Origin of the sequence: Alteriqipengyuania lutimaris (assembly GCF_003363135.1) — a bacterium.
GTDB lineage: Bacteria > Pseudomonadota > Alphaproteobacteria > Sphingomonadales > Sphingomonadaceae > Alteriqipengyuania > Alteriqipengyuania lutimaris.
Map to the genome: position 1 here is coordinate 221204 of NZ_QRBB01000002.1, position 24050 is coordinate 245253.

The following is a 24050-nucleotide window of genomic DNA, read 5'->3' on the forward strand; positions in this document are numbered from 1 at the left end:
GCGCGCAGAGGTGTAACACCCCGATAACACACCAAGGGAGGTTTTGCTTGCGCACATTTCTGACGATTTTCGCCGCGTTCGGCCTAGGGCTCTCGACCAGCGCCGCGGCCGATCCCGGCCCGCCGGTCGCCCCGACCGAGATCATGGTCGGCGAGCAACTGCCCTATGCCTTTTTCGCGACGCCCGAGGGTGAGGGTCCCTTCCCCGTCGTGATCGTCCTGGGCGGAAGCGAAGGCGGCGACATGGGTTCGCGCGGCTCGGCCCCGCGCTTCATCGATGAGGGCTATGCCGTGCTCGGCCTGCCCTACTACTCCCCGGGCTACCTCCCGCCCGAACGGCGGCTGCCCGACCTGCCCGAAGCATTCGATTCGATCCCGCTCGAAAAGCTCGCCATCGCGCGCGACTGGCTTCGTGCGCGCAAGGATGTGAGGGCCGACGCGATCGGGCTCTACGGCGTCTCCAAGGGAGCCGAATTCGTCCTCGCCGGTGCCAGCCGGATCGACGGCTTCGCCGCGGTCGTCGCCATCGTGCCGAGCGACGTGATCTGGGAAGGCTGGGGCCCTCGCGCCGCGCCGGGCGAGGTCAGCAGCTTCTCATGGAACGGCGAACCGCTGCCCTTCGTGCCCTATCTCGGCATGGAAGAGGAATTCGCGAAGTATGCGATCCCCGGCGCAGTCGTGCGTCTGCGTACCCCGCAGGATGCCGGACGCCGCGCCAATCCCGATCGCGTACCCGCCGCGCGCATCCGGGTGGAGGAGATCGACGAGCCCGTGCTGGTCGCGGGCGGCGATGCCGACAATACCTGGGCCTCGGGCGCAATGGCGCAGAACATCGCCGAACGGCGCGCCGAAGCAGGCGGGCTCGAGACGGTCGCGATGATCTATCCCGAAGCCGGCCATGCACTGTCGGGCACTGGCGTCCAGCGTAACGAGGGCACGTTTCGCTACGACGAGGCGACGCTCGCCGCGCAACAGGAAATCTGGCCCGCGACCCTCGCCTTCCTAGCCGAGCATCTGAAGGGCGAATGAGCACCGATCGCGCGACGATTGCTTACTACGAGCAGGCCGCTCCGCACTACACCGCCAGCACCGCGCAGGACTGGCACCGGCACCTCGACCCGTTCCTCGACAGGCTCGAGCCGGGCGCGTGGCTGCTGGAACTGGGCTGCGGGTGCGGAGCGGACGCCGCGCATATGGCGAAGCGCGGGTTCCGGGTCGATGCGACCGACGGCACCCGCGCCATGACCCGCAAGGCAAACGAACGCTTCGGAATCGACGCGCGCGTCATGCTGTTCGAAGAGCTAGACGCCTCGGCGCGGTACGACGCGGTGTGGGCCCATGCCTCGCTCCTGCACGCGCCGCGCGCGGACCTGCCCGGTATTTTCGGGCGGATCCATACGGCGCTCAAACCCGGCGGCTGGCATTTCGCCAACTTCAAGCTGGGCGATGCCGATCATCCCGACGAAGGCCGCGATCCTCTGGGCCGGTGGACCAACCTGCCCGACGAGGCGGGGCTTGAGGCGGCCTATGTGCAAGCCGGCTTCGCGGTCGTCGAGACCGAACGCTATCGCGGCAATGGCTCGGACGGCGTCCAGCGTGACTGGCTGGCGCTCACTTTGCGCACGCGTTCCGGAATTCACCTTTAATCCAGCGCGCCAGTGTGGTCTTATCGGGCCCGTGAAAATGCGTGCCGTACTCGTAACCGGAGGCGCCCAGCGCGTCGGCGCGGCGTTCTCGCGGGCATTCGCCGCTGCGGGCTGGCACGTCGTCATCCATTATCGCTCGTCGCAGGAAGCGGCGGCGAAGCTCGCGGCCGAGCTTCCCTCGGCCGAGACCGTGCAGGCGGATTTCTCGCAAGGCGATGCGCCCGACCGGCTGGCGCGCAGCATTGCCGCGCGGCTCGACGACTGGCGTTGCCTCGTCAACTCGGCGTCGGTTTTCAAACCGGACGATGTAACCGCCCTCGATCCGGCGACGTACGACAAGGCCATGAGTGTCAACGCCCGCGCCCCTGCCCTGCTCGCCCAGAGCTATCTCGCCCATGCGAAGGCGCGCGCGGGCCGTCGCGTGATCCAGGTGACCGACCAGAAGCTCGCCAACCCCAACCCCGATTTCTTCAGCTACACCATGAGCAAGCACGCGCTCGATTCGACGATCCGGATGCTCGCGCAGACGCGTGACAACGGGGGCGCCGCCCGGCTGGAGGATCGCGTCTACGGCCTCGCGCCCGGCGCCATCCTCGCCAGCCACGACCAGAGCGAGGAGGAGGCGGAGCGATCCCACCTACTCAACCTGCGCCGCCGCAGGACCATGCCGCATGACGTGGCGGAGGCGGCGGTGTTCCTCGCGGGCGGGGACCTCGCCAGCGGCGAGACGCTGTTCGTGGACAATGGCCAGCACCTGCTGAGCCAGCCGCGCGATGTCATCTATCTCGAACGGGAGGGCGCGCGATGAGCGGTTCGCACAAGGGGACCCGGCACTTCGTCTCGACCCGGATCTGGCACTGGATCAACCTGGTGGCGATCGTCTTTCTGTTCATGAGCGGCCTCAACATCTCCAACGCGCACCCCTACCTCTACTGGGGCCACTGGGGCTTCGCGCCCGAACAGGCATGGCTGGCGGTGCCGCGCTTTCCCGGCTGGATGACGATCCCCGGATTCTACAGCCTCGCCAAGGCGCGCGACTGGCATCTTCTCATGGCCTTTCCCTTCGCCTTCGGCCTCCTTTTCATATGGGTCGCGATGCTGTGGAACGGCCATTTCCGGCGCGACCTCAAGACCGGCAGGCGCGAATGGCGCTGGCCCGCCATCAAAGCGGACATCGTCCAGCACCTGCGCTTCGATTTCAGCCACGAGGGTGCCAAGTACAATTTCCTGCAGAAGCTCGCCTACGGCGGCGTGCTTGGCGTATTGCTGCCGGGCATGATCCTGACCGGCCTCGCGATCAGTCCGGGAATGGAGCCGACCCTATGGTGGCTGGTCGATATCCTCGGCGGGCGGCAGAGTGCGCGCTCGATCCATTTTCTCTTCGCATGGGGGCTGATCGGCTTCTTCATCGTCCATGTCGCGCTGGTTCTGCTGACCGGGCCGATCGGCCATTTGCGATCGATGACGCTGGGCGGCGATCACCAACCGACCAACCCGCCTTTCGCGAAGGACGCAGACAGGACGAGAGACGCCGCATGAGCATCCTGATGAAACGCCGCACCGTCCTGCTCGGCTCGGGCGCGCTAATGCTCGGCGCATGTTCGAAGGTGCAGCAGAGCGAAAGCGGGCGCCGAGTCTTCGAGGGCGTCGAAAACTGGCACCAGGGCCTGCAACGCGCGCTCACCGCGCGCAATGCCCTGGCCCCCGAATTCGCGCCCGAGCATATCTCGCCCTTCTTCCGCGGCAACGGCTCCACCGACCCGCAGAACGACGGCTATCCCGAACACGCCGCCAGCAATTTCGTTGACTGGCGCTTCACCGTGACCGGCCTCGTCGAACGGGAACTGTCGTTCTCGATGGACCAGATCATGCGGCTGCCCCAGCGCACGCAGATCACGCGCCATGACTGCGTGGAGGGGTGGAGCGCGATCGGCCAGTGGACGGGGCCGCAACTTTCGACCTTCCTCGATCTGGCGCGGGTTCGCGACGGCGCGAACTACATCGTCTTTCGCTGCGCCGACGACTACACGCAGGGCCGCTATTACGAGAGCGTGGACATGATCGATGCCTTGCATCCGCAGACGATCATCGCGCACCGCCTCAACGGCCAGCCACTGCCGATCCGCAACGGTGCGCCGCTTCGCGCGCGGGTCGAACGCCAGCTGGGCTACAAGCATGCGAAATACCTCACCGGGGTAGAGGCGGTCGCCAGTCTCGACGATATCGGCCTCGGCCGGGGTGGCTACTGGGAGGACCATGGTGGCTATCAATGGTACGCTGGAATGTGAGTGCCTTGTCCGGGCTTGGCGACCGGGCATTGCGTCCGGGCATTGCCCGCGCGATAGAGCAACCGGCACGCCGGAAGGGACGATGAGAAGGTAGTCGATGGCCGACAGCTGGAACGACGATCAGGTGCGGGTTCTGGTTGGGTGGAACGCACAGGACTTCGGATCGAACATGGTCCTTCGGCTCGAAACGGTCGGCGATCTGCCGCAGAGCGACGACGACGTGCTGGTCTCGCGAATGGTCCTGAACCGGAACCAGGCGTGCAGCTGGGCAATATGCTTTGCGAGATATCGGGTGCCATGCCGCCGAAGACGGCCAGGCCCTCTCGGCTGGAACGCATGCTGACCAGAAAATCCGACTGACCGTTGATTGAAGGCGAATACGCCGCAAACAAAGTGAGCTCCGATGTCGAACAGGAACCATACCGACCTCATCGATAATGGCGGAACCCGCAGCCCGGCGAGCGTCCTGCTCAGCCGCTATCTGTCCGGCCAGATCACCTCGGGCAGTCTCGAAGTCCGGTTCGCCGACGGGACGCGCGAGCATTTCGGCCAGCGGGAGGCGGACGGTGCGGGGATCGCGATCCGCTTTACCGACGGACGGGTGCCGCGAGAGATGCTGATAGACCCCGCGCTGGGCGCGGCCGAGGCCTTCATGGATGACCGGCTGATCATCGAACGCGGCGACATCATGCAGATGATCGCGCTTTTCGCGCGCAACGCGCCGTGGGAAGCGGGGGCCAGCTACACCCGTCCGCACGTGCTCAAGAAAATCGTCAACCGGATCGCCTTCCATGGCGAGCAGGTGAACAACGCCGTCCGGTCGCGCGCCAATGTCTCGCACCACTACGACATCGGCAACGATCTCTACCGCCTGATGCTCGATGCCGAGCACATGCAGTACAGCTGCGGCTACTGGCCCGAGGATCGCGGCGGCAAGGCCCTGAGCCTGGCGCAGGCGCAGGAGGCGAAGCTGGCGCATATCGCCGCCAAGCTCGCGCTGGAGCCCGGGCAGCGGGTGCTCGATATCGGGTGCGGCTGGGGCGGGATGGCCATGTTCCTCGCATCGCGCGCGGACGTCCACGTCACCGGCATTACCTTGTCCGAAGAACAGGCGGCGCTGGCACGGGAACGCGTGGCCGAGGCCGGCCTTGCGGACAAGGTCAGCATCGAACTGGTCGATTACCGCGACCATGCGAATGCCGGCGCGAAGTACGACCGCATCGTCTCGGTCGGGATGTTCGAGCATGTCGGACAGGCGCAGTTCGACAGCTTCTTCCGCTGCACGGGCAAGATGCTCAAGGTCGACGGCGTGATGCTGGTCCATACGATCGGGCGCATGGGACCGCCGGGATCGACCGATGCCTTCACCCGCAAATACATCTTCCCCGGCGGATACATCCCCGCGCTGAGCGAAACCGTCGCCGCGAGCGAGAAGTGCCGCCTGATCGCCACCGATGTCGAGACATGGCGGCTGCACTACGCGCATACCCTGCGTGCCTGGTACGCCAATTGCGAAGCCAACCGCGATGCGATCGTGCGGATGTACGACGAACGCTTCTACCGCATGTGGACTTTCTACCTCGCCGGGGCAGCGGCGGCATTCGAAAGCGGTGCCATGTGCAACTACCAGATCCAGTACGCGCGCCACCGCCATGCCCTGCCCTACACGCGCGACTACATGGCGGAGGCAGAGGCGAACCTGCTGACCAGAGGCTGACGCGCGCGCGCGTCGCTCAAACGATTGATATTGGCCCGTTGGGACCCCAGATTGGGTGAAGGAACTCGAAGGGAAAGGCCAATGGCTGGCGGATGGGCGCGCGATGGCGCGGTACAGGATCAGATCGACGACACGGTTTCGGACGCAGTGAGCGCGGCGCGATCGCGCATGCCGAGCGGCGAAAGCGAGGAATGGTGCGTCGAATGCGGCGAGGAAATCCCCGAGAAGCGGCGTGTCGCCCTGCCGGGCGTGAAGCGCTGTATGCAATGCCAGTCCGGCCGAGACGCCGCCGTTCGCAGCAGCGGGATCAACCGGCGCGGCAGCAAGGACAGCCAGCTGCGCTGAGCCCGCCTTCTTCCTGCGGCAATCCGCGTTGCGCGGCCCGCAAACCGCTGCTAGCCGCGCGTCATGAGCAGCGAACCCCATAACAACCGCGTCGTCCTCGCCTATTCGGGCGGCCTCGATACCTCCGTCATCGCCAAGTGGCTCGAAGTCGAGCGCGGGCTGGAGGTCGTCACCTTCACCGCCGATCTCGGCCAGGGTGAAGAGCTGGAACCTGCGCGCCGCAAGGCGCAGGCGATGGGCATTCCCGACAAGCACATCTTTATCGAGGATCTGCGCGAGGAGTTCGTGCGCGACTTCGTCTTCCCGATGATGCGCGCCAATGCGCGTTACGAGGGCGACTACCTGCTGGGCACGTCCATCGCGCGTCCGCTCATTTCCAAACGCCTCGTCGAGATCGCGCGCGAGACCGGTGCGGGCGCGATCGCGCACGGCGCGACCGGCAAGGGCAACGACCAGGTCCGCTTCGAACTGAGCGCCTACGCGCTCGACCCCGACGTCACCGTGATCGCCCCGTGGCGCGAATGGGACCTGACCAGCCGCACCGCGCTGATCGCGTGGGCGGAGGAGCACCAGATCGAGGTGCCCAAGGACAAGCGCGGCGAAAGCCCGTTCTCGACCGATGCGAACCTCCTCCACACCTCGTCCGAGGGCAAGGTGCTCGAAGACCCGTGGGAAGAGACGCCCGACTACGTCTACTCGCGCACCGACCATCCAGAGGACGCGCCGGACACCCCGGAATACATCACGCTGGCGTTCGAGAAGGGCGACGGTGTCGCCCTGAATGGCGAAGCGATGAGCCCCGCCACGCTGCTCGCCGCGCTCAACGATCTGGGCCGCAAGCACGGCATCGGGCGGCTCGATCTGGTCGAGAACCGCTTTGTCGGCATGAAGTCGCGCGGCATGTACGAGACGCCCGGTGGCGAGATCTACGCCCGCGCGCATCGCGGGATCGAGCAGATCACGCTCGATCGGGGGGCGGCGCACCTCAAGGACGAGCTGATGCCGAAGTATGCAGAGCTCATCTACAACGGCTTCTGGTTCAGCCCCGAGCGTGAGATGCTGCAGGCGGCGATCGACCACAGCCAGGAGCGTGTTTCGGGCGAGGTGCGACTCAAGCTCTACAAGGGCAATGCCTTCGTCGTCGGGCGGCGCAGCCCGCACAGCCTTTATTCGGAAGCGCACGTCACTTTCGAGGACGATGCGGGCGCATATGACCAACGCGATGCCGCCGGGTTCATTTCGCTCAACGCGTTGCGCTTGAAATTGCTCGCAAAACGCGACCAGCGCGCCTCGAAGGGCTGAATCCGCGTAATAACCGACAAGTTTGACGAAAGGTCCGAAGTAGTCGGGCCAAATGTGGCGGAAGCGCGGCGAGCTGCTTCCGCCGTGGTTCCTCTTCCAGCATTAGGCACTAATTTGCCTCGTCATGGACGGGAACAAAAACATCCTTCGCCGCGCGGCGTTGCCGACGCTTGCACTCAGCCTCTTCGCACTGCCGCTGGCAGGCGCGGTGGCGCAGGACGCGCCGGGCCAGCAGCCGCTCGTCGCGCAGATCGCGGCCCCTTCGCATTTGGAACCGCTGACCGACGAGATCGTGCCCGTCGTATCCGAAGACGCCGCCTTCGAAAGCAGCTTCGCCCGGTTCGACATCGATCCGCCCGCACCCGATGTGAGCGGCCGCACGGTCGACCTCGAAAGCTTCGATCCCCCGGTCGAGGTCGAGCCCGAAGTCTGGCGCAGCGGCGTCGCGTCCTATTACGGCGCCAAGTTCAACGGCCGCCGCACCGCGAGTGGCGAGCGGTTCGACATGAACGCGCTGACCGCCGCGCACAAGACGCTGCCCTTCGGCACGAAGGTGCGCGTGACCAATCCGAACACGGGCAAGAGCGTGGTCGTCCGCATCAACGACCGCGGGCCCTATGCGCATGGTCGCGAGATCGACCTGTCGCGCCGCGCCGCGACCGAACTCGGCCTGATCCAGCGCGGCCACGGCACGGTGGAGCTCGCGCTGGTCAATTAGGCGCATATCCCTCGGGCGCCGGATGGCGCGTCGCCCCCCTCACCATCCTACGGTTGCATGATCCGCAACCCCGATCGGCGCCGGGAAAACGGACCGGCGCGCATCGCCATCCTCCTGAAAACGCGGTGCATTTTCGCCGGACGCCACGGCGCGGATCGCTTTGCCTGACACACCTGACACAGTGTCCAGGGCCAAAAAACCGCCTATCCGATATATTCGCACCTTAGCTCTGGCTCGTCGCGCAGTTCGTCGAGCGCGAGGTCGAACTCGGCCGCCGCATCGCCCGCACACTCATCGCGCGCCAGCCGGTCGAGCCGCCCGAGATGCGCGAGCAGCAGCCGCGCGTCGTAGCGGCGGCGCGTCGCCACCGCCTCGCCGTGGTAGAAGATCGTCTCCTCCACCCCGTTGAGCGCGCGGTCCGCCAGCACCGCCTCGACCTGCGGCCGCGCGACCACCAGCGCGGCGTCCCACAGCGCCGCGAAGCGCGCGCAGGCACGCCGCATGCGATAGGCGGTCGAGCGCGAGACGCCCGCATCCCCGCACGCCGCCCGCACATTCCCGCACCCCGCCAGCGCATCGAGGAAGTCGCACTGCTGCGCGCGGCTGAACTGCTCTGGGATCGCGGGGAGCGCCGCATCGTCCTGCGGCGCGAGCGCGAGGCGGGTTTCGGGCGTATCGGCGGTGTCGGCGAGGTTGGGCATGGCATAGGTCCGCAAGCTGGCGCGAGCCAGACGGCGCGCGCGGGGTTGAGACGGACCGGACCATCTATCGGCGAACCCGCGTGTAGGACAGGTTTTGTGCGGGGGTGCGGGGATCGAGCGGCAGGGCAGTCCTCCCTCGCCCCTATCCCAATCGTCGGCCCGTAACCCTATCGTCACCCCAAAGTCGTCGGCCCGGACTTGCCCCTCGACCACGCCCCACTCCCTTCTCGTCACCCCGGACTTGCCTGCCCCCGCGCAGGCGGGGGATCCGGGGTCGGTGCTTCTTCTTCACGCGCCCAGCAGAACGAGCGCAGGCGCGCCGCCGAGCCGCCCGCCAAGCAAAGAAGAAAGCACTGGCCCGGACTTGCCTGCCCCCGCCTGCGCGGGGGCAGGCAAGTCCGGGCCGACGCGGAGGGAGAGCGAAAGCCCCTACCGCCCCCGCAATTCCTCGCGCACATGGACTGTCACCGAGACCGCCCTACCCAGCAGCACTTCCTCGTTGCGCATATGACGAAGCAGCAGCGCGGGGTTCGGCGCAGCGCGCGTCCCGATGCGGCCTGCATCGACATGGGCCTGCCACGCTTCGAACGCCTCGCGCTCGGTCAGCGTGGGGTTGGCCGCGAGGTCGGGGTGCTGCGGGGAGGGTTTGGACATGGGGTGCCTCTCGGGTTCGTCGGAGCCGGGACCGGAGAGGCTAGTGGGGGAGAGGGGTGTAGGAAAACAGCCGTCCTAACATTAGTCCCTCGCGGCAACCCTCAACCATTACGGCAGAGCGTTAGAAATATATTCTACCGACTCCTTGGAAAACGTTTTTCTATATATTTCGCTGTAAGTGGAATTCGTCCTATCACCCAACACATCGGGATGGAGTACATACATCGCGCCGTCTATGGAAATGATACCATCATGGACTAACCTCTCCAATATAGCTTTGCCAGTGCCTTTCGTCATCCGTTCGTGGTCCAATTTCCTTCGGTATCTACGCAAGCTTCCCTTACTATGCGATCGGAATGAGATCACAAATTTCCTAAAGCGCCTAAGTCCTTCGTCTACTCTGGGATCATCCGCTGCACGCTTGGGAGCCGAAAATGTGGTCCACGGATGCGCGCTTGAGTCTTCCCAACTAACAGTTAGTGCGACGTCCCCTCTTAAGCTCGGCACTCGCGAAATAGAGGGTGCCTCCAGTTCATCTGCTTCGAGGACAACTGCACCTTCACCGTCACGCGCACGCTCAATAATCCAGATCTGCGATGGACTTATCAGTTTTCGGCATTGGAGAGATATCGGCGCCACCAAAAGAGCTTCACGCCCTGAACCAATCTCGACGTCAACCAGAGGCGACTGTATGTCTACGTCCTCTATGTATGGACCCAGCCTAATGACGTTCGTCTCCTCGATAATGAACTGGAATATCTGAGGTTCGGCGGCCATTTTTCGTGAGACGCTAATCTCAACATCGCCCTCCAACAAACGCTCTTCATCATCAATCTCGGTGCCGTATACCGTCAAGGTGGCCTTATCACCCAGGGCAAGTCCCGCGCGGATAGATGCATAAACGACGCCAACATGTGATGCCGGCATCAGACTGACCTCAGACCCTTGCGCCTGCTCCGTCAAATCTTTCAGGTTTTCAAAATAGAATTCGGCCAAAAATGGATTTGCTTTAGCCCCTTTTTCGAGCTCCGTAGTAATTGCCGGGGCATCTTCGCCCCTGGCAAACATATCGTGAGCCGCTATAAATGCACCAAAGACCGCCGATGATGGCTCGCTCCCAGAAAGAAAGGGATGCTCATCAATCCATGTATTCAGAGCAGACGAATAAATTTCGAAATCGGTAGGGCTCAGACCCTCAATTTGCGGGGACCTTGATCCGTAAACACGGGCCGAAAGATGCCCCAACTGTTCAGGGGGAGTGTATAGCTTCTTGGCAAGGCTCTTGTCCTCAAAGGGCAGCGACTCTAACTTGCCCCTCTCCCTTTCAAGAATATAATCTACAATTGTGCGGAGCGTTATTGGCTGCTCCCCGCGCTCCACCTCAGAAATTAGAGTCGATGGATTTTCTTCACGCGCGACCCTTTGAGAAATCGCGTTCAAGACCGGCGCGTAACCGGCGAAGCGATCAGAATCAGCTTCTGTCTCCGCTCTGATTCGATCAATGAGAAGCTCAACGGCGGTATCTTCAACCTGAACATGCGCACTATCTTTTTTCAAGACCCGGAGTTGCGATTTTGCAAACTCAATCGACGTTTCCCGGTCAAAGAACCCGAGTTCCATCACGGCGATTTTAGCCTTCTCGCCTTCCAGCCAAATCCAAGAGTCTTGGATTGCGCCCGTACGCCCCAATACCACTGTAGGAAGAGGCTTATTCTCGGACAGGTTCTTTATATCTGCCAAAAAGGCCTCAAACGCCTCTTGCGTTACCCTTATGCGCGCCTCGTCAACGCCGTCGATCACGATCCCGAGAGATCCCGAACGCCATTCGTTATAAAGGTCACATCTCGCAAGACCGCCGGAGATAGTGTTGGCGCCCACGGGCTCTGCCTTAGCCAAATCGACTAAAAGTGAATTCGTTCGAAAACAAAGCTGCTTGGCAAACGTCGATTTTCCGACTGCTCCGGGAGCGGAAATAAGAATAATATCGGCATCGTCCGCGCCTGCGGTTGAAAGCTCATCATCTAAGGTGAGACTCGCTTCCTGAAAACCGGCGAAGGGAGCATCAACCCCTGACCACCCAGCAATCATTTCCCCGTCAGGCGATTTGCTGGCCTTAAATGCTCTAGTCCAATATCCTTCAATAGGATAACTCAACGGCTTCGCTCCCATCAGTCTGCAAGACCTTGCTAGTCTTCAAGACCTATCTTTACAGCAAATGTCAGGACCGCCAAGCGCAGCAATCGCCTAAGATGTCCAACACCCGGAGCGCCCCGGCTCGAAGCCGGCGCAGGCTAACATCAGATCGTACTTTCAATCCGCCGGTTCTGCCTGTCTTTCCAGCATCGGTTTCAGATAAGCGTCGGTGCCGCTCTGGGGCTCGCTTGCCACCTCCTCCGGCCCCAGCCTACGCCGGGGCAGGCTCGTTCCGGGTCGCGCGGTCCAACAGCGGTTTGAGATACTGCCCGGTGTAGCTTCTCTCGTTGAGAGCGACGTCTTCCGGAACGCCCTCCGCCACAATCTCCCCACCCCGCACACCGCCGTCCGGCCCGAGGTCGAGCACCCAGTCCGCAGTCTTGATCACATCCAAGTTGTGCTCGATCACCACCACGGAGTTCCCCTGGTCGACCAGCCGGTGCAGCACTTCCAACAGCTTGCGCACATCCTCGAAATGCAGCCCGGTGGTCGGCTCGTCGAGGATATAGAGCGTCTGGCCGGTGCTGCGCTTGCTCAGCTCCTTGGCCAGCTTCACCCGCTGCGCCTCGCCGCCCGAAAGCGTGGTCGCCTGCTGGCCGACCTTGATATAGCCCAGCCCCACCTCGTTCAGCATCGCCATCTTGTCGCGGATCGGGGGGACCGCCTTGAAGAAGCTTTCCGCATCCTCGATCGTCATGTCGAGCACGTCGGCGATGGAGTGGCCCTTGAACTTCACCTCCAGCGTTTCGCGGTTGTAGCGCTTGCCGCCGCATTCCTCGCAGGTGACGTAGACGTCGGGCAGGAAGTGCATCTCGATCTTGATCAGGCCGTCGCCCTGGCACGCCTCGCACCGGCCGCCCTTGACGTTGAAGCTGAAGCGGCCGGGCTTGTACCCGCGCGCCTGGCTTTCGGGGAGCCCTGCGAACCAGTCGCGAATCTGGGTGAAGGCGCCGGTATAGGTCGCGGGGTTGGAGCGCGGCGTGCGGCCGATCGGCGACTGGTCGATCTCGATCACCTTGTCGCAATATTGCAGGCCGGTGACCTTGTCGTGTGGCCCCGCGATCACCCGCGCGCCGTTCAGCTCGCGGGCGGCGGCGGCGTAGAGCGTGTCGATGGTGAAGCTCGACTTGCCGGAGCCGGAGACGCCGGTGATGCAGGTGAAGGTCCCCAGCGGCAGCGACGCGGTGACGTTGTTGAGGTTGTTGGCGCGCGCGCCGTGGACGGTGAGGGTGTGCCCGTTACCCTTGCGGCGCTTGGCCGGAACCTCGATCTCCCGCGTGCCGTTCAGGTACGCCGCGGTGAGCGACTTCTTGGACTTGAGCACCTGCTTGAGCGTGCCCTCGGCGACGATCTCGCCCCCGTGCACGCCTGCACCCGGGCCGAGGTCGACCACATAGTCGGCGGTGCGGATCGCGTCTTCATCGTGCTCGACCACGATCACCGTGTTGCCGAGGTCGCGCAGGCGTTTCAAAGTCTCCAGCAGCCGGTCGTTGTCGCGCTGGTGCAGGCCGATGCTCGGCTCGTCGAGCACGTAGAGCACGCCCGAGAGCCCGCTGCCGATCTGGCTGGCGAGGCGGATGCGCTGGCTCTCGCCCCCGCTTAGCGTGCCCGACTTGCGGTCGAGGTTGAGGTAGTCGAGGCCGACGTTGTCGAGGAAGCCCAACCGCTCGTTGATCTCCTTCAGGATCGCACGGGCGATCTGCTGCTGCTGGTCGGTCAGGCGTTCGGGCAGGTCCTCGAACCACACCTTCGCATCGCCCACGCTCATCTGCGACGGGGTGGCGATGTCGATCGCGTTGTCGGGACCGCCGATCTTAACCGCCAGCGCCTTCTCGTTCAGCCGCTTGCCGCCGCAGGTCTCGCAGGCTTGCGCGGTCTGGAACTTGGCCAGCTCGTCGCGCATCCACGCGCTTTCGGTCTGCAGCAGGCGCCGGTTGAGGTTGCCGATCACGCCCTCGAACGGCTTGTTGACCGTATACTGCTTGCGCCCGTCCTTGAAGGTCAGCGGCACGCGCTTGCCCTTGGTGCCGTAGAGGATAACGTCCTGGTTCTCCGCGCCCAGATCCTGCCACGGGGTGGTCAGGTCGAAGCCGTATTCCTTCGCCAGGCTGGCGAGCACCTGCATGTAATAGGGCGACGGCGGATTGCTCTTCGCCCACGGCATGATCGCGCCCTGCTTCAGCGTCAGTGCCTCGTTCGGGACGACCAGCTGCGGGTCGAACAGCTGCTTCTCGCCGATCCCGTCGCAGGTCGCGCAGGCACCCTGCGGCGCGTTGAAGGAGAACAGCCGCGGTTCGATCTCCTCGATGGTGAAGCCGCTTACCGGGCACGCGAACTTTTCGGAGAACACGATGCGGTTGGCGGGCACGCCTGCTCCACGAAGCCCTCCCTCCTTCAGGGGGGAGGGTTGGGAGGGGGGCCCGGAGCCACCACCCCCAACCCCCTCCTCTGAAGAGGAGGGGGCTTTGCCCGTCACCTCGGCAACCGTCCCATCGGCGAGGTCCACATAGGCCAGCCCCTCGGCCAGCCGCAGCGCGGTCTCGAAACTGTCCGCCAGCCGCGTCTCGAGCCCTTCCTTCACCGCGAGGCGATCGACCACCACTTCGATGTCGTGCTTGAACTTCTTGTCGAGCGCGGGCGCATCCTCGATCGGGTAGATCTCCCCGTCGATCCGCACGCGGGTGAAGCCCGCCTTCTGCCATTCGGCCAGTTCCTTGCGGTATTCGCCCTTGCGACCGCGCACCACCGGCGCGAGCAGATAGGCGCGCGTCCCCTCGGGCAGCGCCATCACGCGGTCGACCATGTTGGAGACGGTCTGGGCTTCAATAGGCAGCCCGGTCGCAGGCGAGTACGGCACGCCCACCCGGGCCCACAGCAGCCGCATGTAGTCGTAGATCTCGGTGACGGTCGCCACGGTCGAGCGCGGGTTCTTGCTCGTCGTCTTCTGCTCGATCGAGATAGCGGGGCTCAAACCCTCGATATGCTCGACATCGGGCTTCTGCATCATCTCGAGGAACTGGCGCGCATAGGCACTCAGGCTCTCGACATAGCGCCGCTGCCCTTCCGCATAGATCGTATCGAAGGCGAGCGAGCTCTTCCCCGAGCCCGAGAGCCCGGTGATGACGATCAGCGAATCCCTCGGCAGGTCGATATCGACGCCCTTGAGGTTATGCTCGCGCGCACCGCGCACGGAGATTTTGGTAAGTGCCATAGGCGAGCCCAAGTGGGGGCTCGCGGGGGGTTAGTCTAGGGGGAGAGCAATCGGGCGCCGACAACTGGCCCAGCGGCATCACTTCTCCGTTTTGCCATCGGTCCAATTTCGGACTTTGTTGTGTCTCAGTCGTTCGGCGCGGTCACAAGCGCGATATTTTGCCTGGCCGCCTGCTAAATGCCCTTCCGATCGACACAGACAGCGGTCTTCACCCCCTCGATAAACGCATCGCCTGCAAAGTCGAATTCGCTTCCGGGGGTCAGCTGGTCTGTAGCCAACCGCAAGTGAAGCAGCTTTCGTGCTCTTTTGTCCTGGTTTTGAACGACCAGCGTGAGGGTCTCTCCAGGTCGCTTCTCGACTGCTTTCAGGTTGACAATCAATCTCGTTCGAGATTCGTATTCCCTGAGCAAAACCTCAAGCTGCTTAAGAGAATATTTTTCCGGTCCGATATACACCATACCCTCCTAATCACTTACTGCAGGTAGCTGTGATACGCAGAAAATTGCTGGTCATTCTGCAAGGTTTGAATCAGTGACGTGACTTCGTCAGCAGTACAAAATCCGCCCAGCAAGGCATTCTGGATAAGCTGGTCTACTGCTCGGACATCAGCTTCGGTCATTATTCCGTCGCGCATCGTTGCCGACACTTTGATGCCGTAAGCTTCGGCGAGCGCACCTAATCCTTGCCGCGCAACTGTAACGTTGTCATCACCCGCTCTAGCCTCAGTGAGTGCGGCGTTAAATACCTCGTAATTGAAGTCTCCGAGCTTTTCGGTCTGCCCGCTTTGAAGGGCAGCAACCTGCTCGGGAGTGCAGGCGAATCTGACGGCCCTATCGAAGCGCTCCTTCTGCTCGACCCGTTGCTTTACGGCTTCATCGGTCACTAGGGCGATCGCTTGGTCGAGCGTTCCAGCATTCTGATATTCTACGAGGTCAGCCAATGCGGCTGTGAGAGGATAGTCAGCAGACGGAAGGCTCATTTTTTGTACAATACCGGTGCGGACCTTCAGCCTCTGAGCGTCCATTCCAGCGATCAAGGCCACGGTCGTCTGGTCAAAATACAGGTTCTTGTCGATCGATGCGCTCGTACCGGCATAGACGGCGGAGACGGCCGCAAGCTCTTCGGCCGACTTTGCCGCGATGGTCGCCAGACCGGCGAGCCCCAATTGCGCTATGTCGAAACCCAGGACGAGCTCTCGCTGCTCGCCCGCGATACCCGTTCGAAACTCGTAATAACGAGCATCGATTGCCTGAAAATATGCCGAAAGAATCTCGTTCCGATAGACCCGCTGCGCGGGAGCGGACAGTTGACGATACTCCGATACAACGTTGGGAATCCGGTAGAGTTTGACAACATCAATGGCATCGCTGGTCGAGATGACCGATTTCGGAGCGCCCCTTAGAGACACACAGCCCGTGGACCCAAAAGCGAAACTGCCAACCAGCGTAAGGAAAATTGCCTTTTTTACATCCAGCATCGGCGCCCTCCCACAACCCCGGAAAGCCTTATTGGCGGTATCTTTAGCAGACTCCAAAAGGCCCAACAACACCGAAGACTTACTTCTACGAAGAATACCGCCTGAAAATTCGTCCACGTTTGAATTATGCACTACGGACTTCACGTGAACCAAATTGAAATTATCTTTTTTTATAAATATTTGTCATCCGAAGCAGAGGATTGCTCTCCCTGAGCGATCGATCTCGACCGAGCTAGTCGACCGCAGCGGGAAATGAGCGGATCGCTCGTGGTGACTGCGGAACATCCCCCGCGCCCACCCGCTGATCCATCGAACCCCCAATTCGAAGGAGCATCCCCATGAAAGTACTCGTCTCCGGCGCGACCGGGCATACCGGCCAGCGCCTCGTTCCGCAGCTGATCGAAGCGGGCCATTCGCCCATCGCGCTGGTGCGCGACGGCTCGGACACGTCGACCCTTCCAGCAGGCTGCACCACGCGCAGGGGCGACCTGACCGACCTGCCGCAGGATGTCTGCGAAGGCATCGACGCGGTGATCTTCGCCGCGGGATCGGGCAGCAAGACCGGGCCCGATATGACCGACAAGGTCGACCGCGACGGTGCCAAGGCGCTGGTCGACCGGGCCAATGCGGCGGGCGTGAAGCGCTTCGTGATGCTGAGCGCGCGCGGGGTCGACGATCCCGATCCGGACTCGGACCTCTATCACTACGCGCTCGCCAAGAAGGCGGCGGACGATCACCTGATCGCCTCGGGCGTGCCCTATACGATCATCCGCCCCGGCGCGCTGACGCATGACGACGGCCAGCGCGATATCCGGCTTGGCGACGATGTCGAAGGCAACGGCACCACCGCACGCGGCGACCTGGCGGCAGTACTTGCCCGCGCGGTCGACGACGATGCGCTGGCGAACTGCGTCGTGCCGATGGAATCGGTCGGGATTTGAAATCGACGGGCGTCGGTCCCGCTCAACGGCGCGCTCCGCCCGGCCTCCGTCGCCGCCTCGATGGCGTAATTACCCTACCTAGCTCGTAGGCCATGAAGGGCTTAATCCTCAGACCTACGGTCGCATCCACAAGGCCCGGATCACGGATCCGGACGGGAGAGCGGCATGAGCGAGATAAAGCTGACCGGCGATCACATCCAGGCACTCGCGCGGCGGAACAATTTCCGACCCGAAGCCGGGCAATATATCTTTTTCGGACTGCGCGGCATTTTGCCGGTCGACATCGGCGGAACAGATTTCGCATCGTCGCACCGGGTTCGCCTGACCGACATCAATCATCGCTACATGCGCTGCACACTCGGACAGTTCGATACCCAGAGCGGCAAAATCGCTGTCTTCCCCGGATCCACCGTGCCGCACATCAATTATATCGCAAGTGCGCAGCGCCGGGGCGGCATCGGCGCGAACATGCTGATGCTGGGCCATTTCACCTACAAGCGCGGGGTGCACAAGCCCGGCAAGAGCGGCGGACATCGCGCGTTTCGCCAGGCTTCCTTCTTCCCCGCATGGCGATCGGCGGACGATTACGATTTCGATCTGGACGACGAGGTCGACAATGATGGCGGCTATGTGTGGGACAACCTGCACTGTGCCTACAACGACAATATCGACGTTCCGAAATTCGCTTCTGCCGGATGCCAGGTCGTGTGCGGACGACAGGAGAGCCCCGAGGGCAAGAAGAACGAGACCGGCCCCTGGCGCAAGTTCGTCGCCAATGCCTATGGCGCGTCCTCGGCGCAAAAGACCTACAGCTACTGCCTGTTCAACGGCGCAGAGCTGCTGTTGCTGGACGTGCGCAAGCCATCCGACATCTCGCAGTCCATTCGCTTCGGATCGAGCGGTCCGCTGGCACAGAAGGCGCAGGCGGCATTGCGCAAGGCAGGATTGCCTCTGGGCGAGCCGGACGGCGAGTTCGGGCGCAATTCGCTCGACGCCCTGCTGGCGTTCCAGACCCGCGAATTCGGTCCGGGAACCGCAGATGGCATCATCGGTCCGAACACGGCCGCGCGCCTGGGACTGAAGTTACCGACGCTGGCCGAGGCCTGATGGCGAGAGGCAGAATGATGCCGCGCGTCCGCGGCGTGGCTGGCATCGCATTGGCCGGCGATCGGTTCTATGCGGTGACGCCATGCACCGCCTGTTCGTCGCCCTGCGTCCGCCCGAGGCCATCCGCGATCCGCTGATCGACACGATGGAGGGCCTCGACGGCGCGCGCTGGCAATCCGACGAGCAATTGCACCTCACGCTGCGCTTCGTGGGCGAGGTCGACCGGGCGCAGGCCAATGATCTGGTGAGCGCGCTGCAGGCGGTCCGCGCGCCGGGCTTCCCGCTGCAGCTGCGCGGCGTCGGCACCTTCGCGCGGAAGGGGCGCCCGAGCGCGCTGTGGGCGGGTGTCGAGCGCAGCGAGCCGCTCGCCATCCTTCACCGCCGCGTCGAGCGGGCGTGTCGGGCGGCGGGGCTGGCGCCGGAAACGAGGCGCTTCGTGCCGCACGTCACGATCGCGCGCCTCAACGCCTCCACCGCCCCCGTCGGCGGCTGGCTGGCGACGCATGGGCGGCTTGCGCTGCCGGTGTGGCAGGTGGACAATTTCCAGCTGTTCGAGAGCCGGCTGGAGCGCGGCGGATCGGTTTACGAGCCGGTGGTCGAATTCCCGCTCGCCCCGGCAGACTAGTCAGAACAGCGTTTGCCGGACCGGCACCTGCAGCCCCGCCTGCTGCGCGATGATGCCGATCCACTCGCCCACCTTGGCGATCTCGTCCTCCACCACCGCGCTCTGTGTGGCGGAAGCGTCCGCGCGCGCCTTTTCGGCGAAGTCGGCCCCCGTCTTGGCATCGCTCGCGAAGACCGGGCCCCGGGCGATCTCCTGCGCCTTCCCGCTGTCGATCGCGACGCCGGTGAAGTCGCCCACCGCCGCCAGCGTCCGGGCGCGCTCGGCATCGAAGCGGTCTCCGTCGAGCACGCGGGTGCGGTCCCCGTACCGGCGCGCGATCGCATCGAAGTAGCGCTGGTTGAGGAACCATGCGAGCCCGGCGGCCTGGAGGTCGGTCATCGCGAACTGCTCGCGTCCGTCCATTCCCAGGTCGATCCCGGCATAGGCCATCAGTTCGAGATAGAGCTGCCGCCCCCAGCGCCGCCCCATCATCCCCTTGCGGATCACCGCCGCGAGGAACGAGGGCAACGGGTTGGTCACAAGGATCGCCCTCGCCTGCGGCGCGGAGTCCATAAGCGCGGGGATCAGGCTGTTGGCGTGGTTGGTCGGCTTGACGAAGACGGCTTCGTCCTGCCCCCAGGGCCGCGCCAGCAGATCGACCACCGGGGCGACGAGCGGCTGTCCCCCCTGCCCCGCATTCACGAGGCTGCCGATCACGCCGGGCTCGCTTAGCCCGGCGGACACACCCGGACATTCGAGCGCGCGCACGAGGAGTGTCGACCGGCAAAAGGCGGTGTGGAAGATGAAATGCACGGGCCCCGGCGCGATCGCCGACCGGTCGAGTTGAGACAGCGCGATCGCCTGCGTCGGACCGGTGCGATCGGCCAGGAACCCTGTCTGCGACAGGGCTTCGCGCGTCAGGTGAAGGAACTCCAGCCGCCCCGCCGCCGGGTCGATGCGGTGCGGGATCCAGCGGGGATCGGCGGCGATGCTCTGAAAATCGGTCATTGCCTCCTGCCGCTAGCCGAGCGGCGGCGCTGGCGCAAAACCCGATTTTCGCCCGGCGAAGCGGGATTCCTGGCCCAAGCATACGCTGGCCTGAGGACCTGCTTCGACGAATGGCGGACCTTTTGCCCCGGGTCGTCCGTTTGTTGAATGAAGGCGGCGATGGCCCGTGGCCCCCAACGCGTGGTCCGCCGCCCACGCTTACGACGCAGTCCTACGACGATCGCGACAGGAGAGGAAGCAATGATCGCCCCCAAGGCGACACCGATACAGGGAGAGGACGGCATCGGGGGCGACCTTCGATGACCACTCTTGCAGCCCCCTCCGGTTCCGCGCGTGCCCATGGCGGACCCGCGATCGCGCGTAAGCAGCGCGGGCAACGCGCACGCATGCGTCAGATGCGCGATGACGAGCAATCCGGGCGCAGGGACAAGTGGCGCAAGCGCCTCCTCAAACGCGCGCCGATCGCGCTTGCCGCGGTGTCGGTGGCCGCCGGTACGCTCGGCAGCCATCAGCCCGCAGCCACCCAGACGAGCAAGGATGTCGCCGGCTGGTCCTACCAGACCGACCTGCGTTCCAATCCCAGCTTCACGCGCGTCGATTCCTCGCTTCTGAGCACGAGCGAGCGCATGCAGCGCGCGCTGGCGCAGGAAGAGGGCATGAGGCTGACCGTCTATCGCGACGTCGCAGGCTACCCCACCGTGGGGATCGGGCACCTCGTGCTGCCTGAGGACGGCCTGAAGGTCGGCGACCGGATCACCCGCAAGCAGGCGATGGATTTCCTCGCATCCGACCTGAAGAAGGCGGAACAGGCGGTCGTCAACGTGGTCGGCAATCTCAAGCTCTATCAGCACGAATTCGATGCGCTGGTCGACCTTGCCTATAATGTCGGCGAGGGAACGCTCTCGCCGCAAGAGAGCCCCGCGCTCAATCAAGCCATTGCGGCGGCCGATTACGATGGCATCGCGGCAGAACTCGACTATCGCTTTGCGGGGGGTGAGGTTGCTGGCGGGCTCATCCACCGATCCGAACGGCGCGCACAGATTTTCCTCGAGGCCGATTATGCGGATGTCCGTCCGGGCTAGACTTGCCTGCCTTGCCTGCGCCGGCACACTTGCCGCATGCTCGCCAGCCAGCGAGGCCCAGGTACAGACCCAAGCCGAGAACGATCCCGCTCCGGCGGCGCAGGACGACGTGTTCGTCCAGCAGACGCCGGACAACTGCCTGTTGCTCGTGTGGCAGGAGCAGGAGACGCGCGACGAGCAGTTCGACCTCGCCAACGATCATGCCGATGGCGGGGCGATTTCCTGCGCGACGGGCACCAGCGCGAGCCAGTTCGACCAGGCCCTCGCCGCCATCCGCGCCGCCGCGCGCAGCCAGAACAAGGCCGCCATCCTCGAAGAGGTCGGCCTGCCGTTGCTTTACATCGATGCTGCGGGCGAGCGCCGCGAACTGACCCGTTCGGACGATGTCGACGCGACCTTCGCCGAAGTGTTCGACGACGACGTGCTCGCGCTGCTGCGTGAGGTCGATCTCGACGCACTGACGGTCGTGCCCGAGCAGGGTGCTTTCGTGGAGCTGGGATCGGTCTGGCTGGTGGTGGACCGCAGCGGCGGACGCCCGCGGATCGTCACCGTCAACAAGCAGGCGCTGGGCGAGGCCGCCATGGCGGTGCGCGACGAGGCCGAGGCCGGCGGCGGGGAGACAGCGCCCGCGCGGCGATCGCGCCGGGATGCGGAACCACAACGCGACATGAACGCCGCGCCAGCCACTGTTCAAGATGCGGCTGCTACGCCATATCGCGATCCGAATTGATTTTCAGCAACGAGAGAGACCTTAGATGCGCAGACTTCTAGCGACCGCCGCCACCCTCGCCCTTGCGGGCGGATTTCACGGAGCGGCCCTCGCGCAATCGAGCGGCAACGAAGCAATGAGCGAGGCGAGCACCGCAATGGACGAAAGCGAGAACTACTTCGCCAGCGAAAGCACGCTCCCCTTCAAGGCGCCCGACTTCTCCAAGATTTCCGAAGACGACTACATGCCCGCCTTCGAGCAGGGCATGGCGATCCAGCAGGCCGAAGTGCAGGCGATCATCGACAATCCGGAAGCCCCGACCTTCGACAACACGATCGTCGCGCTCGAGAAGTCGGGCCGCATGCTCGGCCGCGTGGGCACGGTGTTCTTCCAGCTGACCGGCACCAACACGACCGACCGGCTGGACGAGATCAACACCGAGATCAGCCCCAGGCTCTCCGCGCATTCGGACAGCATCACGCTCAACCCCGCGCTCTTCGCGCGCGTCAAGGCGGTCTACGACAACCGCGCCGCGATGGCGATGACGCCCGAGGATGCCAAGCTGCTCGAGGAAACCTACAAGAGCATGGTTCATGCTGGCGCGGAGCTGACCGATGCCGAGCGAGCCCGCGTGAAGGAAATCAACACCGAGCTTTCGACCGTCACCACCGAATTCGCGCAGGAAGCGCGCAATGCGATGGCCGAGCAGCCGGTGTTCTTCGACAGCCGCGAGGAACTGGCGGGCCTGTCCGAAAGCGACATCACCTCCGCCGCCAAGCTGGCCGAGGAAGAAGGGCAGCCGGGCAAGTTCGCGATCGCGCTGCAGAACACCACGCAGCAGCCGCTCCTGCCGAGCATGGAAAACCGCGCCGCGCGTGAAAAGCTGTTCAAGGCTAGCTACAACCGCGCCGACGGCACGACCGACATCGACACGCGCGAGCTCGTGGCGAAGATCGCCGCACTGCGTGCCGAAAAGGCCGCGCTGTTCGGCGAGCCCGACTGGGCGAGCTACACCATGTATGATCGCATGGTCGAAAGCCCGCAGGCCGCGCTCGACTTCATGGGCCAGATGGTCCCCGCGCTGGCCGAAACCCAGCGCCGCGAGGCAGGCGTGCTGAACGAGAAGATCGCCGAACAGGGCGGCAATTTCGAAGTCCAGCCGTGGGACTGGTATCGCTACGCCAACCAGGTGAAGGCGGAACGCTACGAGGTCGACGACGATGAAGTGATGCAGTATTTCCAGCTCGACAAGGTCCTGGAAGACGGCGTCTTCTACATGGCCGAAAAGCTCTACGGCCTGACCTTCGAACGGCGCACCGATCTACCGGTCTACCACCCCGACGTGTGGGTCTACAACGTTTTCGAGGAGAACGGATCGCAGCTCGGCATCTTCTACTTCGACCCGTTCCAGCGCCCCTCCAAGCGCGGCGGTGCGTGGATGAGCAACTTCGTCGACCAGTCGTACCTGTGGGACGAAAAGCCCGTCATCTACAACGTGCTCAACATCCCCAAGGCGCCCGAGGGCGAGCCGCAGCTGGTCAGCTTCGACTGGGTCAACACCGCGTTCCACGAATTCGGCCACGCGCTGCACGGCTTCTTCGCCTCGCAGAAATACCCGAGCCTGTCGGGCACGGCGACCGCGCGCGACTTCGTGGAGTATCCCAGCCAGGTGCACGAGATGTGGGCGACCTATCCCGAGGTCCTGCAGAACTACGCCAAGCACTACCAGACGGGCGAGACCATCCCGACCGAGCTGGTCGACAAGATCGAAGCCGCATCGAAGTTCAACCAGGGCTACGATTTCGGCGAAGTGGTCGAGGCGGCGCTGCTCGACATGAAGTGGCACGCGCTCTCTTCCGACGAAGCGGCGGCGATCGACACGCCCGAAGAGGTTTCGGCCTACGAGGACAAGTCGCTGCGCGAACTCGGCCTGGAAATCGATCTGGTCCCGCCGCGCTACCGCACGACCTACTTCAACCACATCTTCTCGGGACCGGCGGGTTATTCGGCGGGTTACTACAGCTATCTGTGGACCCAGATGCTCGACCGCGACAGCCGCGCATGGTTCCTCGAGAACGGCGGCCTGACGCGCGAGAACGGCGATCACTATCGCGAGACCGTGCTCAGCCAGGGCGGGACGATGGATTACGGCGAAATGTACCGCAACTTCGCGGACCGCGATCCCAACGTGCAGTACATGCTCGTCGCGCTCGGCCTTGCCGAGGAAGCGCCGGGCACGCCCGGGCAGACCGTCGGCGACCCGTCCGACGGCAAGCTGCCGGCCAAGACGGTCGACGGCGACGCGCCGATCGCCGAGTAGAATTGAAAGATTACAAATGCGTACGGAA

At 63.9% G+C, this 24050-nt stretch carries 22 protein-coding genes; 15 read left to right on the top strand and 7 right to left on the bottom strand.

Annotation, left to right across the window (positions count from 1 at the left end; genetic code table 11):
- The first annotated feature begins 47 nt into the window (after positions 1-47).
- From DL238_RS14270 to DL238_RS14315, 9 genes are all read left to right on the top strand, one after another.
- The gene (locus DL238_RS14270; protein ID WP_115493115.1) at positions 48-1028 is read left to right on the top strand and encodes an acyl-CoA thioester hydrolase/BAAT C-terminal domain-containing protein; all 981 of its coding nucleotides are present in this window, start codon (positions 48-50) and stop codon (positions 1026-1028) included.
- Positions 1025-1645, top strand: a complete 621-nt coding sequence (locus DL238_RS14275; RefSeq protein ID WP_115493116.1) for a class I SAM-dependent methyltransferase — start codon at positions 1025-1027, stop codon at positions 1643-1645. The genes DL238_RS14270 and DL238_RS14275 overlap by 4 nt, the downstream gene beginning before the upstream one ends.
- Positions 1646-1682: 37 nt before the next feature.
- A complete protein-coding gene (locus DL238_RS14280) occupies positions 1683-2453 on the top strand; it encodes an SDR family oxidoreductase (protein WP_115493117.1) in 771 nt (256 codons plus the stop codon).
- Positions 2450-3184: a cytochrome b/b6 domain-containing protein gene (locus tag DL238_RS14285; protein WP_115493118.1), complete on the top strand. Its 735-nt coding sequence runs from the start codon at positions 2450-2452 to the stop codon at positions 3182-3184. The genes DL238_RS14280 and DL238_RS14285 overlap by 4 nt, the downstream gene beginning before the upstream one ends.
- Complete coding sequence (locus DL238_RS14290) at positions 3181-3933, top strand: molybdopterin-binding protein (RefSeq protein WP_115493119.1); 753 nt, start codon at positions 3181-3183, stop codon at positions 3931-3933. The genes DL238_RS14285 and DL238_RS14290 overlap by 4 nt, the downstream gene beginning before the upstream one ends.
- A 403-nt stretch (positions 3934-4336) precedes the next feature.
- A complete protein-coding gene (locus DL238_RS14300; RefSeq protein WP_115493120.1) occupies positions 4337-5650 on the top strand; it encodes an SAM-dependent methyltransferase in 1314 nt (437 codons plus the stop codon).
- Positions 5651-5731: 81 nt separating this feature from the next.
- A complete protein-coding gene (locus DL238_RS14305) occupies positions 5732-5995 on the top strand; it encodes a DksA/TraR family C4-type zinc finger protein (protein ID WP_115493121.1) in 264 nt (87 codons plus the stop codon).
- Between the two features lie 63 nt (positions 5996-6058).
- On the top strand, positions 6059-7297 hold the full coding sequence (locus tag DL238_RS14310; RefSeq protein WP_115493122.1) for an argininosuccinate synthase: 1239 nt from the start codon (positions 6059-6061) through the stop codon (positions 7295-7297).
- A gap of 124 nt (positions 7298-7421) precedes the next feature.
- Entirely contained in the window at positions 7422-8015 is a 594-nt protein-coding gene (locus tag DL238_RS14315) for a septal ring lytic transglycosylase RlpA family protein (protein ID WP_115493123.1), read from the top strand.
- Between the two features lie 203 nt (positions 8016-8218).
- Here the strand turns inward: DL238_RS14315 and DL238_RS14320 are convergent, their stop codons facing one another.
- From DL238_RS14320 to DL238_RS14345, 6 genes are all read right to left on the bottom strand, one after another.
- Positions 8219-8716 (bottom strand): hypothetical protein, encoded by a 498-nt coding sequence (locus DL238_RS14320; protein ID WP_115493124.1) that lies wholly within the window; start codon positions 8714-8716, stop codon positions 8219-8221.
- A gap of 429 nt (positions 8717-9145) precedes the next feature.
- The gene (locus DL238_RS14325) at positions 9146-9370 is read right to left on the bottom strand and encodes a hypothetical protein (protein WP_115493125.1); all 225 of its coding nucleotides are present in this window, start codon (positions 9368-9370) and stop codon (positions 9146-9148) included.
- Positions 9371-9478: 108 nt separating this feature from the next.
- Complete coding sequence (locus DL238_RS14330; RefSeq protein ID WP_147291026.1) at positions 9479-11524, bottom strand: hypothetical protein; 2046 nt, start codon at positions 11522-11524, stop codon at positions 9479-9481.
- A gap of 250 nt (positions 11525-11774) precedes the next feature.
- Positions 11775-14774, bottom strand: coding sequence for an excinuclease ABC subunit UvrA (uvrA, locus tag DL238_RS14335; protein WP_115493127.1), 3000 nt, complete (start codon positions 14772-14774; stop codon positions 11775-11777).
- Between the two features lie 173 nt (positions 14775-14947).
- Complete coding sequence (locus DL238_RS14340; RefSeq protein ID WP_181883965.1) at positions 14948-15229, bottom strand: hypothetical protein; 282 nt, start codon at positions 15227-15229, stop codon at positions 14948-14950.
- Between the two features lie 17 nt (positions 15230-15246).
- Positions 15247-16368, bottom strand: coding sequence for a hypothetical protein (locus tag DL238_RS14345; protein WP_147291027.1), 1122 nt, complete (start codon positions 16366-16368; stop codon positions 15247-15249).
- A 221-nt stretch (positions 16369-16589) separates the two neighbouring features.
- Between DL238_RS14345 and DL238_RS14350 the strand changes: the two genes are divergently transcribed.
- The 3 genes from DL238_RS14350 to thpR all read left to right on the top strand — a co-directional run bounded on the left by DL238_RS14350 (position 16590) and on the right by thpR (position 18924).
- Entirely contained in the window at positions 16590-17192 is a 603-nt protein-coding gene (locus DL238_RS14350) for an SDR family oxidoreductase (protein ID WP_115493130.1), read from the top strand.
- Between the two features lie 165 nt (positions 17193-17357).
- A complete protein-coding gene (locus tag DL238_RS14355; RefSeq protein ID WP_115493131.1) occupies positions 17358-18299 on the top strand; it encodes a peptidoglycan-binding domain-containing protein in 942 nt (313 codons plus the stop codon).
- A gap of 82 nt (positions 18300-18381) precedes the next feature.
- Entirely contained in the window at positions 18382-18924 is a 543-nt protein-coding gene (gene thpR, locus DL238_RS14360; protein ID WP_115493132.1) for an RNA 2',3'-cyclic phosphodiesterase, read from the top strand.
- Here thpR and DL238_RS14365 read toward each other — a convergent pair whose 3' ends face one another.
- Entirely contained in the window at positions 18925-19911 is a 987-nt protein-coding gene (locus DL238_RS14365) for a hypothetical protein (protein WP_115493133.1), read from the bottom strand.
- A 299-nt stretch (positions 19912-20210) separates the two neighbouring features.
- Between DL238_RS14365 and DL238_RS14370 the strand changes: the two genes are divergently transcribed.
- From DL238_RS14370 to DL238_RS14385, 3 genes are read left to right on the top strand one after another with little or no spacing between them, the layout of a single operon-like run.
- A complete protein-coding gene (locus DL238_RS14370) occupies positions 20211-20993 on the top strand; it encodes a lysozyme (protein WP_115493134.1) in 783 nt (260 codons plus the stop codon).
- Positions 20977-21723 carry a hypothetical protein gene (locus DL238_RS14375; RefSeq protein WP_234031123.1) on the top strand — a complete coding sequence of 249 codons (747 nt, stop codon included), beginning with the start codon at positions 20977-20979 and terminating at the stop codon, positions 21721-21723. Before DL238_RS14370 ends, DL238_RS14375 begins: the two co-directional genes overlap by 17 nt.
- Positions 21724-21748: 25 nt before the next feature.
- The gene (locus tag DL238_RS14385) at positions 21749-24022 is read left to right on the top strand and encodes a M3 family metallopeptidase (RefSeq protein WP_115493135.1); all 2274 of its coding nucleotides are present in this window, start codon (positions 21749-21751) and stop codon (positions 24020-24022) included.
- Positions 24023-24050 lie beyond the last annotated feature (28 nt).